Genomic DNA, 15,576 nt, shown 5'->3' on the forward strand with positions numbered 1-15,576 from the left:
TAAATTAATTATACCCTACCTAAAACCATTTTTTTCCTGTGTTATGATCATTTTGTTAAACTATATAAATCTTCATAATACACAATGGAAATTAACGATTTGATTGTCCACTTAAGATAAACTTAGTCACCTTTTTAGGATATAATGACAATTACCCCTATTTTGATTTAAAGGAGGAGGTTAATAATCTGTGTCAAGCCTAGATTACCAAGCAAAAAGAGCCTATCAACGGGGAGTTAAATGGCTAATTATTGCGACTCTATTTACTGGAGTCAGTTTAGTGGGTGTGGCTTTGTATTATAAACTACAAAAAAACGAGGCAGAAGCGGTTGCCGCTGGGTTACAGAAAGTCGAATTAGGAACGATTGAAAATAAAATTAGTGAAGGGGGAACCGTTGCATTAGGTGGACAACGCACAATTAAATCTCCGGCGGATAGTGCAGTTGATCAGGTTTTTGTTAAGGTAGGAGATCCCATTGTTGCGGGTCAAAATTTAATTAGTTTGAGATCTACAACAGCAGAAAATTCATTACGCGAAAAACAATTAGAGATTCAGAAGCAAGAACTTGCAATAGAACGAAATCGCCAAAAAGTAGAAGAAGCACAAAATAAATTAAAAATTGCCAAAATTACCTATAAAAATGATTTAGAAAAGTATCAACAGCAAGTTAAATCCAAACAAATCAGTCAAAGGATTGAAATTCAAAAGAATCAAGCTCAATTGGAACGTCAACAACAGAAAGTTATTGAAGCGCAAGAAGATTTAACCGTCGCAGAAGCGGAGTTAAATAAATCAAATAATCTCTTGGAAAAAGGGTTCATTTCACAAACGGACTTAGATCCAAAGAAAGCAGATATTCGGACAAAAGAAGCAAATTTAAAAAATGAACAATTAACCTTAAAAAATAATATTCTTGACTTAGAAAACAGTAAAAATAAATTTGACCCAACCCCAGATCCCACCAATGATATCTTAACTGCTAAAAACGAACTCCTAACTGCTCAGTCTGAACTTCAACAAAGTTTAAGTGAATTCCAGAAACTTAAAGTAGGATATAAGGAACAAGAATCAAAGTTAAAGAATAATCTAGTAACTTCACCCTTAGAAGGAGTTGTGCTAAATATTAATGTGAAACCGAAGGATGGTATCAAGCTAGGAGATGATTTAATTACCATAGGAGATCCCGATCAAGAATTAGTTCAACTTCAGTTATCTACCCTGAATGCTGCTCAAGTTAAACCCAATCAATCCGCACGAATTACAATTATCGGCCCTAATTCTAAACCCTTTCAAGGACGAGTAGAATGGGTGAATTTACAAGCAACCCCCGAAAAGAGTCAATCTGGTAGTTCATCGGGTCAACCAACGGTTCCTGCTACAGTAAGATTAGATCAACCAACCCGGGTATTAATTCCAGGGGGTCAGGTGAGTGTTGAGATTATTTTAGAACAACAAAAAGATGTGATTGCGATTAATACAGAATTAATTCAATCCGAAGGAAAATCATCTTTTGTCTGGAAATTAGACGCAAATAATCAAGTTCAAAAACAACCCGTCACCCTGGGATTAAAAGATTTAACTAAAGTTGAAATTAAATCCGGTTTAAAAGTGGGTGATACCTTAGTAATTGCTCCAACCGATATCCCCCTAAAACCGGGAATGGTAATTATTGAGGAAGAAAAAGATAAAAATTCGGATTCAGAAAGCTGATGGGGCTGTAAAATGCTATGATCAAAGATTAGATTTATCCTTAATATTTTTAACCGATGGTAAACCTGTGGAATCAATTACAAAATCTGCATCCATTTTCCCGAAAATTTCTGACTAAATGGATAGGTTTATTTTGCTTATTTTGTCTAATTCTTGTTAGTTGTAGTTCCCAGCAAAGGATTAGTTCTTCCTCTCCATCCTCATCGGATAATGGACGAATTACTATTGGAACAACCTTAAAACTCCGCACCCTTGATCCGGCCGATGCCTATGAAGTTATTTCAGGAAATATCCTGTATAATTTAGGCGATCGCCTCTATGATTATGAAATAGGAACCAATCAACTTATCCCTAAATTAGCCACCGCTTTACCCACCCTGAGTTCCGATGGATTAACCTATACTATTCCGATCAGAAAAGGCGTTTTGTTTCATGATCAAACCCCTTTTGATGCCGCCGCGATGGAATTTTCTATTAAACGATTTATTCAAAATGCTGGGTCTCCCTCCTCATTATTAGCAGATACAATTGATACTGTTCAAGCAACAGGAGACTATGAATTAACAATTAAACTAAAAAAACCCTTTGCCGCCTTTCCTTCCCTATTAGCTTTTTCAGGAATTACGGCGGTTTCTCCCCAATTTTATGAAATTGGAGAAGGGAAATTTAAACCCAATGAATTTGTCGGAACTGGGCCTTATAAATTAAAATCTTTAGGGATAGATGTAATTCGCTTAGATGCTTTTGACCAATATTGGGGCGAAAAACCTGCTAATACAGGTATTGATATTCAACGTTTTTCTAGTTCCTCTAATTTATTTAATGCCTTTAGAAGTAGTGCGGTTGATATTGCCTATTTATCCTTAAATCCCGATCAAATTTCGAGTTTACAAAAAGGAGCCGAAGCCGGGAATTGGCAAATGATTTCTGCTAATGGAAATACGATTAATTATCTACTAATTAATGTTAAATCCGAACCCTTAAATCGGATAGAAGTTAGACAAGCCCTAGCCGCTTTAATCAATCGTTCTATTATTAATGAACGGGTATTACAAAATCAAGGAGAAAAACTATTTAGTTTAATTCCTACCACCTTTAGCGATTATAAACCCACCTTTTATTTAAAGTACGGTGATGGTAATATTGAAAAAGCCAAACAACTTTTAACCCAAGCTGGATATACGCCAGAAAATCCGGCCATCGTTGAGCTTTGGTATGCGTCTAATTCCTCTAATAAAGGGTTTTTAGGATTAACCTTAAAAGCCTTAGCAGATAGGGATTTAGGCGGGTTACTAAAATTACAACTCAATAGTGTAGAATCGACTACAGCCTTTAAATATTTAGAGGAGGGAATTTATCCAACTTTTGTGTTAGATTGGTATGCAGATTTTCTCGATGCTGATAACTATATTCAACCTTTTTTAGAATGTAGTAAAGGTTCAGTTGAAACTGGATGTGTCAAGGGTTCTAGTCAATATCAGGGTTCTTTCTATTATAGCGATCGCATGAACCAATTAATTGCCCAACAGCGACAAGAACAAAACCCAGAAACTCGCAAATTAATCTTTCAGGAAATTCAAGAACTTCTCGCCGAAGATGTGCCTTATATCCCCCTTTGGCAAGATAAAACCTATGTTTTTGCTAAAAACGGAATTGACAATATTCGGTTACAATTAACTCAACAGTTACCCTTTTGGACAATTAAAAAATAAACCGACCCTATGAAAAAACTACTCCTATCCCTATCCGTTGCTAGTCTATCCATTCTGTCTATGATTAACCCCTCTATGGCTTCTGATGCTCTCAGTGGAACCTCCTGGAAATTAATATCCTGGGGGAATGAAAAATCCACCCAAACGCCCCTAGATGAAACGGAAATCACCCTACAATTTGAAAATAATCAAATTAGTGGTTCATCGAGTTGTAACCGTTACTTTGCATCCTACACCCTTGAGGATGAACAATTAAAATTTGGTGTAGCCGGGAGAACTCAAATGGCTTGTCCAGAAGAAATTATGAAGCAAGAAGATCAATTTCTCTCAGCTTTAGAAAAAACTCAAACTTTTCAGATTAATTCTGAAGGTAAACTACAAATTAACTATAAAACAAATCAAGGATCTGGGGTAATGATATTTACCCCAAATCAACCCGAATAACCCGTAGTAAGTCCTTTAGGACTCTCTATATTTGAGTCCTAAAGGACTCACTACTTTTTATGGAAATTAATCTTGGGGTAGAATAGCAATTAGTTGAGCTTTCTTCATCTTTGAATATCCTTTGATATTTAGTTCTTTCGCAATTTTTTTGAGTTGAGCTACAGTCATATTACTATAGTCTTGCTCCCTAATAGTCTCCGTGTCAGTGGGCTTTTTACCTAGTTCATTAACAATAGCCATTAAATCCTTAACAGTCTTTTCAAGCTGTTGTAATCGATTATTAATTTCTGAATCACTAGAAGCTATGATTTGAAATAACCTTTCTAATTTATCATTTGTTTCTCTATGATCTCGATTATGTAATTCTCTGAGTTCATAAAGTTGTTTTTCTGATCGTGATTCTAAGGATGTTTCATCTATAACTTTGACTTCTTCTTGTTGAACAGGAAATGAACGATTCTTTAAAAAATCAGCCTGCTTTAATAAAGTGTCCTGATTTGAGGGTTGTACAATAACAGCATTAATCATTTCACCCTGTCTAGGATTCTTTTCTTTAGCTCTGACTGCTGCATAATATTCTAAATCTCCGACTAAAACGTTGTAACTATTAATTCCAGTTTGAGTTAATAAAATAACGTTTAAAACGCCTTCAGACTCTAAGATCATATCTGCTAATTGTTCAATTTGTTCCTCAGAAAAATTAGAGCGAGGAACATTAGATTGAATAGCTTTTACGTCAACGAAATAAAATTTAATCATTAGTTAATTGCCATTTTACTTAAGACTTCTTCTGCTAAAGACTCAAACTCAGCCGCCGATTGACCTGCGTTTGCATGAGTTTCTTCATATTTAAAAATAGACTGGGGATTAGGGATTTCTAAATCTCCTACGGTGATGGTTTCATTTAAACATTGAGCTAATGCAGTCCGTTCAAAAATCACACTATCCATCAAAGGTAGTTCGTATTTATGGGGAATAACAACCATTTGACGCGGTAAAACATATTTTTGATATTGGGCATTTGTAGAGATTTTACAGGGAAGCACACCCATAATTTTTAAGGGGAGTTGTCCAGAGGAGGCGCGAAATTCGTTAACGTCTTTGACTGATTGTTTAACATTGGTTAAACCTTGATTAGCAAAAGGTTTTAAATCGGACGGAATAATTAAATAATTAGCCGCAATTAATGCTATTTTTGCATATAGATCTCGAGAAGGAGGAGTATCTATAATTACAATATCATAATCTCCTTCAACTTGTTTAAGTTTGTTAATTAAGCGAAATAGACTCGCAGGAAAATTTTTGAGTTCATCCTGACGTTGTAACAATTCAATATGAGAGGGAATGACATCAATTTCAGGATGATTAAAATCCACCGACTTTCTAACTAAATCGGGAATAAAATCAAAATCTCCTGACTTAATTAAATGATAAATATAGCGTTCTCTGATATTATCATCTTCTTCAAATTGAAATTTAATCAATCCTGTGGCAAAAGTTGTATTCGCTTGACTATCAAGATCAATAATCAGAACTCGATAACCTTTTTTACTTAAAGCTGCGGCGAGATTAACAACAGTAGTTGTTTTGCCAACGCCGCCTTTATTATGATAAACAGCAATAATTTTCATCGAGGCTTGATTCTCCGTTTCACAAGGGATAATTTCAAGGGGTTGACTCTGATTCTCAGTGAGTTGAGACTCAGGAATATTTTCTATATTTTGTTGATTACTTTCAGGAAAAATAGCAACTTCTGGATGAGAATTAGGTTCGGAATTATCATCAGAAATAGATATAATACCTTGGGATTGTCTATATTGTAAGCTATCTCGGCTTACTAATCCTTTAATTTCTTCTATTCTTGCCTGAATTTCATTGCCTTGACATTGAAAAACTAATTTAACTTCGTCGGTCGATCTGGCATAGATTCTTAATTCTTTCCCGTTAGTCAATAAACCATATCTAACATTTAAACTTGTTAGATAGCGTTTCAGTTTCCGAATATGCCGATCTAAATTTTGTTTAGGGTTTTTTGCCTCTAAAACTAAACTTAAAGGAGAATCTGCATTGAGGGTAAATGGGATAACTTGAACAGCAAAAGATAGGAAATCTAAGCGAATATTACCAAAGGTGATCTCTTGATGCCAAGTATCGGGAGTATAGCCCAACTCCGGTAGTAAATAACTGACAATCAGTTTACTTTCTACCTCGCTTTCATTGCGACATTGATCAGAATTGAAGATCAAAACTGTCTTTTTCCTCTATTCCTAATAAGTTAGTAGTGAGTCCTTCAGGAGTAAAATATAGAGAGTCCTAAAGGACTTACTACTAAAAAGTAGTGAGTCCTTTAGGACTCCAATTACTGCTTGTATTCACTGAAAGAAACATAAGCATTTTCAGGATCATATAAATGACACTGATCTACGATATGAGTCATTAAAGACCAGGAAAAATCACATTCAGGATACAGATATTCACCCCAATTGTCTTGAATAATTTTATAGGCTTTCCGTAAATTGTAGGAAGGAATAGCCGTAGAAATATGGTGAGGAATGTGAACATTAATATCGTGGCAGAAAAACTCAACCCAAGCGGGATAATTGCAGTGAACTGTTCCCGATAATTGGGCTAAGGCTTCATTCCAATCTTCAGGTTCTTGAAACTGAATATCGGGGGCAGTGTGGTGAACAATTGTGAAGGTACTCATCCAGAAATGGTACACTAACCAAGGCATTAACCAGAATTTAACAAAGCCCCAAATTCCCAGAGTAAAAATCATTGTAGGAAATGCGATCGCCGCACATCCTATCACAAATAAAGCCGAAAATTTAACCTGTTCCTGTCCTTTTCCTTCAAACTTGCGCCAATCAAAGTTAACAATTGCCCAATGCAAAATTGAACCTAACCACCACAGTCTAGCTCGGGTTAATTTATAAGCAATTTGTACGATTTTAGGGGACGCTTCATAATTTTCAATTTTCCAGGGTTCCCAAGCATTATCTTCAGTCAGTTTATTAGTATGTTTGTGATGATGATTATGTCCTAAACGCCAACCATGGAAGGGATAAATTAAAGGAAGAAATGCCAGATGACCGACTAAATCATTCACCCAACGACGGTTAGAAAAAGAACGATGTCCACAGTCATGACCAATGACGAAAAACCCCGTTAATGCTGTCCCTGTAAAAACCCAAGCTAAGGGTAAAAGAAACCAGGGAGAGTAAGCAACCGCAAAATAGCCCGCAACAACCAGAAGAACATTAATAAAAACCGTCAACCAAGCTTTTTTCTGATCTTTAAGAAAAACTTCCCGAGGGAGACTTTTGATAATGTCCTTTAAACGTAAATCCGATGGAAAACTAGCAGAAGAAGATGCTAGGGTTTGAGGTTGAACAGAGGATAATGTCATAGAATCTTTTAAACTTTTAAATCCCTCAGCACTGGGGGCCAGGGTAATACTAAGGTTACGTGGTTTTATCTTCCCAATTTTTGGGTAGTCTGATCAATTACCTAATTTGACAACAAAAATTTCACCTGCATGGGAAAAACAGGCACTTTCCGTTGATCCATTTAACTCCAACTCCGATATTAACCCTCCTCTAAATAGAGTCAATCAAAAACTAGGGTGTTTAGCTGTTTTTGCTAAACCCAGCTAGTAATGATCGGGGGAGTTGAACTTAGAGGATAACTCAATTTACGGGTGAGGCTGTTTCTTGGCGCTGTTGCTTGATGGTTTGCAATTCCAGAAGCAAGGTTTCAACTTCAGCGTGCAAATGTAGAAACTTCACTTGCTGATCGGTGTTGTACAGATTTTTCATCGTATCAATCGTCAGCGGCTTAGACATAACAGAACCGGAAGTCCGACTTAAAGGGGCATCTAAGGTTTGAGTCCCAGATACGGTGGATGAACGAGTGGGCATCAGCAGTTGATTTGACATCTAAAAATATTAGCTCAACAAATCTTAACTATATTTTACCCTCAAGGTCTACTCCCATTGAAAAAAACATCAAAATTGATTAGTTTTTTCACGGAATGTAAACGAGAAGGTAAACTAAATTAAGGAATACACCCAACGGCTGATCCTGTCAACTGATACAGTTTATGGATTTAAACCGTTAAGTGGGTTCTTGTATATCATGAATCTGTTAATTTGTCAATCCTTAACCGGATTATTTTTGGTTTATTATTAATGACTACCGAGATGACGTTGACTTTGCCTACAACCCAGTCCTCATTAAAGTGCTGGCCCGGTCTGATTGAAGCCTACCGCAACTATTTACCTGTTTCCGAATCGACACCCGTTATCACCCTACAAGAAGGCAACACGCCCCTGATTCCGGCCCCAACCATTGCCGAAATAATTGGCAAACAGGTGCAGGTCTATCTGAAATATGACGGACTCAACCCCACAGGCAGTTTCAAAGACCGCGGCATGACCATGGCGATTTCTAAAGCCAAAGAGGAAGGCAGCAAAGCCGTTATCTGTGCCAGTACCGGAAATACTTCGGCGGCCGCAGCAGCCTATGCCCTTCGAGCCGGAATGAAGGCTTTTGTCTTGATTCCCGATGGTTATGTGGCCTTGGGGAAACTAGCCCAAGCCTTATTATATGGGGCGGAGGTCTTAGCAATTAAGGGCAATTTTGACAAGGCCCTTAATATTGTGCGGGAGATGGCCGAACATTATCCGATTACTTTAGTTAATTCGGTCAATCCCTATCGTTTGGAAGGTCAAAAAACGGCCGCCTTTGAGGTGGTGGATGCCCTGGGAGATGCCCCCGATTGGTTATGTATTCCCGTGGGAAATGCCGGGAATATTAGCGCCTATTGGATGGGATTTTGTCAATATCATGCCGTTGGTAAATGTTCCCGTTTACCCCAAATGATGGGATTTCAAGCCGCCGGAGCCGCACCATTAGTTTTTGGCCATCCGGTGGAAAACCCCGAAACCCTAGCAACAGCTATCCGCATTGGAAATCCGGCTAGTTGGGACTTTGCGGTGGCGGCTAAAGATGCCAGTAAAGGTAGTTTTAACGCCGTCACCGATGCCGAAATTCTCGACGCCTATAGATTATTAGCTTCTGGGGAAGGGATTTTTTGTGAACCCGCTAGTGCCGCGTCCGTTGCGGGATTATTGAAAGTGAAAGATCAGGTTCCAGAAGGAATTAAAATTGTTTGTGTGTTAACTGGAAATGGGTTAAAAGATCCCGATACGGCTATTACTCACAGCAACAATAAATTCAAAGCCGGAATTGCACCAGAAATGGAAGCTGTTGCAACAGTAATGGGATTTTAATTTGTTTGTAGAGGCGTTGTTAAATGCAATGTCTCTACTGAGTTTTTAAGGGTATTTTCGGTTAAGTATTCCAGTATTTATTGGGACTGTTCAAAGATGACTAGGATCAATAACTTTAATTTGGGAACACCAAGAAAAATCCTTGACATTAAAAGTGTAAATACTGGTGACTTGATGAGATAACATAATGGCAATATGAAGTAAGTCAAAAATTCCTCCATTGGTCACAGGTTGTTCTTCTAATAACCTCATCCAACCTTCAAAAAGATCGAGAGGAGTTGAGAGCAAGCAGACATGAGGCATTTGACAAATTCGTTGAATGCGGTTAATGGCTTCTGTTGGCTCTAGGGGTTTTGCTAAGATAGCAGGATTCGTAATGTAGGAGTAAAATTCTGCTAAAACTTGTGATGAAACGCAGAGAATTTCTGTTTCACAGGGTCGAAAGATTTCTAATGCAGACCTGTGGTGAGGTGCTTTGGTATTAGCAACATAAGCGAGAACGTTGGTATCAAGATAAATTCGTTTAGATTCTGTTGCCATAAAGCAGACTCCGATTAAACGGTTGAAGGATTTCACTTTCAAAAAACAACTCCGTTGGATCAAATTCTGATATTTGATCTTCTGTTAATGGGTGTTGATGTTTATTGATACCCCTAAATGTGTTGATCATTGCATCAATTTGCTCGATTTGTTCAGGAGTCAAGCCAGTCACATCAAGAGTTTCTCTCATTGCTGGCTCTAAATCTATCCCCTTAGCCGCTAGTAAAGCATCATAAAATTCGGTTTTCTTGGCGCGGATTTTGTGATCTTTTGTTTCGGTATAATACCCGCACAATCGAGCCACTTCTGATCGGGGTAAGTTCCCTAAATCTTTAACTTTCTGTAACAAGGCTTTGCCCGTTATGGGAGTGCTTGAAGGTTTTTCTGTTACTGTTTTTGCCATAAATGTTCTCCAGATATAACTAATTTTATCCTATCATATTTAACGAGTTTGTTTGTCCTAAAAGAGCAACACCGTTAATATTTTAATATATTTATCGTCAAATCGATGTCACCACTTATCGAAACCAGGGGCATCGCTGCGGGGGTTGTTTGTTTGATTTGTCATTCTCTAACAGCCGTATCGCCTACTAATCTTAAATTTAACCCGTCGAACTCACGTTTTGTTAGGGTTCAAAATGTAAAGGTTGTTCTAATTACACCAATAACTGCATCATCATTATTATTATTTTGGGCGGGTGCTGTTAACCAAATTAACCCAGGAGTGATCGCAATATAATCATTTAATCGATATTTATAAAATGCTTCAATATGAAAAGGTATCCCTCTTCTGTCACTCTCCGAAAAATCTTGCATTTTTTGAGCCCTAGAGCGTAGACACAGCAAGCGATCACGCTATTTTTTCCGAGTAGCAATTCCTGAGAGTGTGAAATTGGCTAAAATGCGATCGCCCCATCCCAGATAGTTGACTATAACGTGGCTTTGGAAATTACTAATCATAGGAAAAACCGGAGAGTGACAGAAGAGGGATATAAGTTTGTTTATGGATACATCGAACTGAGACAGGGCGGGCTGAGGTATTCCAACCCCAACCATCATTAAATCTTTCAACAAGCAGAGGTTCTTCTGGGTGAGCGATAGCAGATTCTAAAGCATCTCTCCATTGTTCTCGTTGTTGCTGGTGGGTTGGTTTACTATTCACAAATTAACCTTAAAGAGTCAGGTCATCTCTACTAAATTAGTACATAATAAGTTATTATTTAATCCTGAAGATAAGATGAATAAATTTTATCTAAATCAGAAGTCATCAAATATTATCAATGGTTAAAATAAAATATTGAGAATTTCCATAATTTTTAAAAAAATGATACAATAGCAAGGCTTAGACAGTGCGATCGCTAACTCTAGCTGAATTTGAAACAGGATAGATGAGATCAGATAATAGGGTAACACTTCCTTTACACTGAAGGGTCACGGGCGAAAAGCTCGATAGAGCCTAAACTTTAGTTTATGAAATTTAATGGGCGATACGGGATTTGAACCCATGACCCCTTCCGTGTGAAGGAAGTGCGCTACCACTGTGCTAATCGCCCGCACAATTCATGAATATAACACAGCTTTTTACAGATTGTCAACCCCAAGATCTCTCCGTTGAGTTTGAGAATAAGGCAAGTTATTCTGTTGTCTGGATTTTGAAGGGTTGAGAATTGTTAGCTAGAATAGATAAATAAGGACTCTGGTGGATAACCTCTGATAATTTTATGTTTGTTCGCTGTATTAGTTATTCTTTGACTCACCTAACTTTGCTTGTAGGAATTCCCCTGATTTCCGCCTTCCCCGTTAAAGCCCAAACCGCTCCTCTAATTCCGCTTCTACCCAAACGGCAACCCTTGCTAGGAAACCCAGTTCGGGATTTTCCTTATGTTTTAGGAGTGGGGGATAAAATTCGTGTGGATGTTTTTGGAGTAGAACGATACGGGGGCGAACAATCGGTTCTCTCCGATGGAACTATTAGTCTTCAAGGGATTGGGCCTGTCCCTGTGGTGGGTTTGACTCTGGTGGAAACTCAAAAATTAATCACTCGACTCTATTCTACGGTACTCCGACAACCGATCGTTACCGTTAATTTAACATTACCTCGTCCTGTACAGATTGCGATCGCTGGGGAAGTCTATCGTCCCGGTTCCTATAATCTACCAGTAGATCAACAATTTTCTCGACTAACCCAAGCCATCAAACTCGCTGGAGGTCTAACTCAAGCGGCGGATTTAAGTTTAGTTCAACTGCGACGGACTAGCCCACAACAACCCATTGTCACCTTAAATTTAGCAGAATTATTAGATCAGGGAAACTTAAAGCAAGATCCGATTCTCAGGGACGGAGATAGTATTTTTATTCCCACGATGACGGGTTTTAACTCAGAACAAATGCGCCAAATCGCTTCTTCTAGTTTAGCCGGGTCTGCCAGCCAATCAATTCAGGTGGTAGTTGTCGGGGCGGTCTTTCGTCCGGGGGCCTATTCCTTAACTTCAGAAGCAAGTGGAACCGATACTACCAGTACCAGTTCTGGAAACACAGCAACAGCAGCAGTCAGAATCAATTTACCCACGGTTACCCGGGCGTTACAAACGGCGGGAGGGATTACCAATATAGCTGATATTCGCCATATTGAAATCCAACGGATTACGAGAACCGGGGTACAAACCACAAAAATCAATCTTTGGGAACTGTTGCAATCGGGAGATATCAACCAAGATGTATTTTTACAGGAAGGGGATACTGTAATTGTCCCGACGGCTACTAATATTGCCACGGTCGATTTACAAAAAATTGCTTCCGCCAGCTTTTCACCCGCCACCATTTTTGTGAATGTGGTCGGGGAAGTCAAAAATCCCGGTGTGATTCAAATTCCCCCTAATCGTCCTTTGAATCAAGCCTTACTATCGGCGGGAGGGTTTGATAACAACCGTGCTAATAAAAGTTCCGTGGAACTGATTCGTTTGAATCCCAATGGTTCAGTAACTCGAAGAACAATTGATGTAGATTTTACATTGGGGAATGCCCAGGAGAATAATCCTGTATTACAGAATAATGATGTGATTATTGTCCATCGGTCTTTTATAACTAGATTAGGTGATAGCGGTTCTTCGTTGTTGCAGCCGATTCAGAATGCCTTTACATTGTATCGGTTATTTAGTGATGTAATTCCAACTAGGTTAAAGAAATAGTGATTGATGAACAGTAATCATTAATCAGAATATTGACCTTTGCGTCCGGGTTTATTTACATCCCCGGCATTCCTGAATGTCCACCTAATATCGCAGGACTCAGCATTCCAAAAATCATGGCAATATGGGCAACAATCAGAAAAATAGCCACAAAAGTAGCGTGAATTTTGAGTTTATATTCTTCACTTTTATGTTTAGCAATTAGGTTTAATTCTAAAAGACTAATTCCCAACAAAGGCACAACCCCTAATAAATAAAATCCCACCGCAATCACGTCAATAATGGTTCTCCATTGTCCCGCTATTGTGATGGGAATTACGGCTTTAAAAAATAGATGTAAAAAGATGATTAAAAAGTAAAAACCAGCTAAAATACCTGCTACTTTATTAATAGTTCTAACTTTACCTTTCAAATTTCGAGTAAATAAAATATAAAGTTCAGACACGGCAATTGTTTCTGCCAAAATAACAGGCACAGCCATAAAAATCAAAAGATTCCAGGGCTGGTTAGTGGCTAGAAGCTCCATATAATGAGTCATATTCATGGGACATTTTCCTATATTTTTATAACTAATTATTAATCTATCACATTCCTATTTGATTGGCGTCCAAAATTTCTGATTCATCGGGAATAGGCGATGGTTTTTAGGAAAAGGGGGAATAGGGAAGATGACGATAGGATGAAAGTCATACAGGGCGAGGTTTCTAGGAATAATTCAATCTTCGATTACTTTTATTTATCATTTTAAAAACAAAGAACATTTGCTTCTATTGTTGAATCGGTATAGATTAAAAGTAATCAGAAAAAAACCAAATTGAAACAAGAATTTACAAGTGAAATATTCAACAGATTAAGGAGAGATAAAAATGAATGAGATTTTTACTGCTATTTTTACTGGTATTACAGCTTTTACTGCTACAAATTTGGATGATTTAGTTATCCTCACCTTACTGTTTTCTCAAGTTAATGCCACCTTTCGTCGTCACCATATTGTTATCGGTCAGTATCTCGGTTTTTGTACTTTGATTCTTGCTAGTTTGGTGGGTTTTTTTGGGGGCTTAATATTACCCGCCGAATGGATTGGACTTTTAGGTTTAGTTCCCATTACCATTGGACTTAATCGGTTACTCAATCCTGATGATGATAATGATTCATCTTCTGAGCCGGAATTGGATACTAAAATTTCCCCCGCTTCTGGTTTAGCCAGTTTAATTTCTCCTCCGGCTTATAGTGTAGCAGCGATTACGATTGCCAATGGTAGCGACAATATCAGTATCTATATGCCCTTATTTGCTTCTACGGGTATCTCTAGTTTACTGATTATTATTTCAGTCTTTTTGCTACTGGTTGGAGTTTGGTGTTATATGACCTATAAATTAACTTGTCAACGGGATATTTCCAATTTACTCGCCCGTTATGGGAATCATTTTGTGCCCTTTGTGTTAATTGGTCTGGGTGTATTTATTATCCTTGATAGTGCTTCTTTGAGTCCCATTGCTTTAATCACTAGCTGTTTGTGTTTAATGGGATTAATCAAAATTATTCAAGCCTCACAATTGAAAACTCAGAGTTTGTAAACGAAAAACAAGATGAAGGTTTTCCATGTCTGTCGTTGTATTATTACTAGGAATTAACTTCTTTGTTTCTCCCTCCTCTTGGGCAGAAACCTCCCCGACTTCAACCAGCAATTCCGATGCTCTGGAAGTGGGTCAAAAAGTCATTTGGCTTTATAAAGCCCGTGCTGATTCGGCGAATGTTCATAAAGTTCCGGCGGAAATTGTTAAGCTAGGTTCTAAGCAAGTACAAATTAAGTTTTGTAGGAATAATAATGAATTTGTCAATCGCTGGGTGAACCGAAATCGACTGGAAATGATTCCTTCTATTCCCAGTCCCGACCCAGAAATTTAATCAATTAAATTTATTAAAATGACAAGTAAGACTATTTGCTTTTATTAATTGATGTCACTTAAACTAAGGTTATAGCAAATTAGAGCACAATGGCTATAATTCAATTGTTGACATCTACCCAATTTTTAAAAAAGGAAAACAATATGCGGTTTCTCAAAATTGTCCTTGTCGGTCTTTTATTATGCGTGAATCTAATGATTGCTCAACCCTCTTGGGCAAGCAAAGATTTTACTAAAGGGGCTGATTATACAGAGGTTACTCAGGCATTAAATCAACTTCTACTGGTTAAAGATACACCAGAAGAAGCCGGTTATACTCCTGAGCAATTTCAACAGCGATTAGCTCAATTAGAGTCCCAGAAAAAAATTATAGAAACTGCGAAAAAACGGGCGCAGTGCCGCAATGAAACAGGGAAAACCATCGGGGTTTATGCTAGTGACGGAGGCAAAACTCCTAGCGAACTTTATTTCCTAGCAACAGGTCAAATTACCGATGATGATTGGGATTGTGATGGGTTTTACTTACCCGCAGGAACTCAAGTAATGTTCAGTCCTAATACTCCCGCCCAAGAGTTAACCGAAGCCATTACGGTGAAGTTTGTTGATGGTAGTCAGTCCATTGCTACTGCTGACCCAACCACCGGGGCAATTCAATTAAATCTTGAACCCGCTAAAATTGTTAAAGCCGGGGAAAGTAACGGGTTAATCCCCACATTATCCCCAGCAGAAATTGATACCCAAATTCCGAGTCCAGAGTTGATTGACTAACAGTTAAGTTCA

17 protein-coding genes and 1 tRNA gene are annotated in these 15,576 nt (G+C 38.0%); 8 read left to right on the plus strand and 10 right to left on the minus strand.

The genetic code is table 11. The features are described 5' to 3' along the window. Positions 1-190: 190 nt before the first annotated feature. Genes NMG86_RS07860 through NMG86_RS07870 form a run of 3 tightly spaced genes read left to right on the plus strand, consistent with a single transcriptional unit; the run spans position 191 to position 3,867 of the window. Positions 191-1,711, plus strand: coding sequence for an efflux RND transporter periplasmic adaptor subunit (locus NMG86_RS07860; RefSeq protein ID WP_026797387.1), 1,521 nt, complete (start codon positions 191-193; stop codon positions 1,709-1,711). Positions 1,712-1,767: 56 nt separating this feature from the next. Beyond that, positions 1,768-3,423 (plus strand): ABC transporter substrate-binding protein, encoded by a 1,656-nt coding sequence (locus NMG86_RS07865; RefSeq protein WP_043938777.1) that lies wholly within the window; start codon positions 1,768-1,770, stop codon positions 3,421-3,423. A gap of 9 nt (positions 3,424-3,432) precedes the next feature. Further along, positions 3,433-3,867 (plus strand): META domain-containing protein, encoded by a 435-nt coding sequence (locus NMG86_RS07870; protein WP_081694462.1) that lies wholly within the window; start codon positions 3,433-3,435, stop codon positions 3,865-3,867. A gap of 66 nt (positions 3,868-3,933) precedes the next feature. On the opposite strand, the gene NMG86_RS07875 is transcribed toward NMG86_RS07870, so the two are convergent. The 4 genes from NMG86_RS07875 to NMG86_RS07890 all read right to left on the minus strand — a co-directional run bounded on the left by NMG86_RS07875 (position 3,934) and on the right by NMG86_RS07890 (position 7,805). After that, positions 3,934-4,626, minus strand: coding sequence for a Rho termination factor N-terminal domain-containing protein (locus NMG86_RS07875; protein ID WP_051319728.1), 693 nt, complete (start codon positions 4,624-4,626; stop codon positions 3,934-3,936). Beyond that, positions 4,626-6,113, minus strand: a complete 1,488-nt coding sequence (locus NMG86_RS07880) for an AAA family ATPase (protein WP_026787450.1) — start codon at positions 6,111-6,113, stop codon at positions 4,626-4,628. The genes NMG86_RS07875 and NMG86_RS07880 overlap by 1 nt, the downstream gene beginning before the upstream one ends. A 113-nt stretch (positions 6,114-6,226) precedes the next feature. After that, positions 6,227-7,276, minus strand: coding sequence for a fatty acid desaturase (locus NMG86_RS07885; RefSeq protein ID WP_026797389.1), 1,050 nt, complete (start codon positions 7,274-7,276; stop codon positions 6,227-6,229). A gap of 280 nt (positions 7,277-7,556) precedes the next feature. Then, positions 7,557-7,805 (minus strand): hypothetical protein, encoded by a 249-nt coding sequence (locus tag NMG86_RS07890; RefSeq protein ID WP_026798689.1) that lies wholly within the window; start codon positions 7,803-7,805, stop codon positions 7,557-7,559. A 264-nt stretch (positions 7,806-8,069) separates the two neighbouring features. Here NMG86_RS07890 and thrC point away from each other — a divergent pair, with 264 nt between their 5' ends. After that, positions 8,070-9,161: a threonine synthase gene (gene thrC, locus NMG86_RS07895; protein WP_026797391.1), complete on the plus strand. Its 1,092-nt coding sequence runs from the start codon at positions 8,070-8,072 to the stop codon at positions 9,159-9,161. 90 nt (positions 9,162-9,251) lie between these two features. Here thrC and NMG86_RS07900 read toward each other — a convergent pair whose 3' ends face one another. From NMG86_RS07900 to NMG86_RS07920, 5 genes are all read right to left on the minus strand, one after another. Further along, the gene (locus tag NMG86_RS07900; protein WP_026793472.1) at positions 9,252-9,701 is read right to left on the minus strand and encodes a type II toxin-antitoxin system VapC family toxin; all 450 of its coding nucleotides are present in this window, start codon (positions 9,699-9,701) and stop codon (positions 9,252-9,254) included. After that, the gene (locus NMG86_RS07905) at positions 9,685-10,104 is read right to left on the minus strand and encodes a hypothetical protein (protein WP_237745600.1); all 420 of its coding nucleotides are present in this window, start codon (positions 10,102-10,104) and stop codon (positions 9,685-9,687) included. Before NMG86_RS07905 ends, NMG86_RS07900 begins: the two co-directional genes overlap by 17 nt. Positions 10,105-10,334: 230 nt before the next feature. Beyond that, positions 10,335-10,517, minus strand: coding sequence for a carbohydrate porin (locus NMG86_RS07910; RefSeq protein ID WP_026793473.1), 183 nt, complete (start codon positions 10,515-10,517; stop codon positions 10,335-10,337). A 136-nt stretch (positions 10,518-10,653) separates the two neighbouring features. Beyond that, on the minus strand, positions 10,654-10,863 hold the full coding sequence (locus NMG86_RS07915) for a hypothetical protein (RefSeq protein ID WP_026793474.1): 210 nt from the start codon (positions 10,861-10,863) through the stop codon (positions 10,654-10,656). Positions 10,864-11,182: 319 nt separating this feature from the next. Further along, positions 11,183-11,254 (minus strand) — tRNA-Val (locus tag NMG86_RS07920). Positions 11,255-11,422: 168 nt separating this feature from the next. Here NMG86_RS07920 and NMG86_RS07925 point away from each other — a divergent pair. Further along, a complete protein-coding gene (locus NMG86_RS07925; protein WP_043939668.1) occupies positions 11,423-12,889 on the plus strand; it encodes an SLBB domain-containing protein in 1,467 nt (488 codons plus the stop codon). 55 nt (positions 12,890-12,944) lie between these two features. Here NMG86_RS07925 and NMG86_RS07930 read toward each other — a convergent pair whose 3' ends face one another. Next, positions 12,945-13,433, minus strand: coding sequence for a DUF6803 family protein (locus NMG86_RS07930; RefSeq protein ID WP_026787444.1), 489 nt, complete (start codon positions 13,431-13,433; stop codon positions 12,945-12,947). A gap of 322 nt (positions 13,434-13,755) precedes the next feature. On the opposite strand from NMG86_RS07930, the gene NMG86_RS07935 reads away from it, so the two are divergent. From NMG86_RS07935 to NMG86_RS07945, 3 genes are all read left to right on the plus strand, one after another. Then, positions 13,756-14,466: a cadmium resistance transporter gene (locus NMG86_RS07935; RefSeq protein WP_026797392.1), complete on the plus strand. Its 711-nt coding sequence runs from the start codon at positions 13,756-13,758 to the stop codon at positions 14,464-14,466. A 25-nt stretch (positions 14,467-14,491) separates the two neighbouring features. Continuing rightward, the gene (locus NMG86_RS07940; RefSeq protein ID WP_036833315.1) at positions 14,492-14,797 is read left to right on the plus strand and encodes a hypothetical protein; all 306 of its coding nucleotides are present in this window, start codon (positions 14,492-14,494) and stop codon (positions 14,795-14,797) included. A gap of 143 nt (positions 14,798-14,940) precedes the next feature. Then, positions 14,941-15,564, plus strand: coding sequence for a hypothetical protein (locus NMG86_RS07945; RefSeq protein WP_026793477.1), 624 nt, complete (start codon positions 14,941-14,943; stop codon positions 15,562-15,564). Positions 15,565-15,576 lie beyond the last annotated feature (12 nt).

Origin of the sequence: Planktothrix rubescens CCAP 1459/22 (genome assembly GCA_904830895.1) — a bacterium.
GTDB classification, from domain to species: domain Bacteria; phylum Cyanobacteriota; class Cyanobacteriia; order Cyanobacteriales; family Microcoleaceae; genus Planktothrix; species Planktothrix agardhii.

Coding starts and splice junctions, on each gene's coding strand:
- NMG86_RS07865 (WP_043938777.1), top strand. CDS start 1,768: ATGGTAAACCTGTGGAATCAATTACAAAATCTGCATCCATTTTCCCGA.
- NMG86_RS07870 (WP_081694462.1), top strand. CDS start 3,433: ATGAAAAAACTACTCCTATCCCTATCCGTTGCTAGTCTATCCATTCTG.
- NMG86_RS07875 (WP_051319728.1), bottom strand. CDS start 4,626: ATGATTAAATTTTATTTCGTTGACGTAAAAGCTATTCAATCTAATGTT.
- NMG86_RS07885 (WP_026797389.1), bottom strand. CDS start 7,276: ATGACATTATCCTCTGTTCAACCTCAAACCCTAGCATCTTCTTCTGCT.
- NMG86_RS07890 (WP_026798689.1), bottom strand. CDS start 7,805: ATGTCAAATCAACTGCTGATGCCCACTCGTTCATCCACCGTATCTGGG.
- thrC (WP_026797391.1), top strand. CDS start 8,070: ATGACGTTGACTTTGCCTACAACCCAGTCCTCATTAAAGTGCTGGCCC.
- NMG86_RS07900 (WP_026793472.1), bottom strand. CDS start 9,701: ATGGCAACAGAATCTAAACGAATTTATCTTGATACCAACGTTCTCGCT.
- NMG86_RS07905 (WP_237745600.1), bottom strand. CDS start 10,104: ATGGCAAAAACAGTAACAGAAAAACCTTCAAGCACTCCCATAACGGGC.
- NMG86_RS07910 (WP_026793473.1), bottom strand. CDS start 10,517: ATGCAAGATTTTTCGGAGAGTGACAGAAGAGGGATACCTTTTCATATT.
- NMG86_RS07925 (WP_043939668.1), top strand. CDS start 11,423: ATGTTTGTTCGCTGTATTAGTTATTCTTTGACTCACCTAACTTTGCTT.
- NMG86_RS07930 (WP_026787444.1), bottom strand. CDS start 13,433: ATGAATATGACTCATTATATGGAGCTTCTAGCCACTAACCAGCCCTGG.
- NMG86_RS07935 (WP_026797392.1), top strand. CDS start 13,756: ATGAATGAGATTTTTACTGCTATTTTTACTGGTATTACAGCTTTTACT.
- NMG86_RS07940 (WP_036833315.1), top strand. CDS start 14,492: ATGTCTGTCGTTGTATTATTACTAGGAATTAACTTCTTTGTTTCTCCC.
- NMG86_RS07945 (WP_026793477.1), top strand. CDS start 14,941: ATGCGGTTTCTCAAAATTGTCCTTGTCGGTCTTTTATTATGCGTGAAT.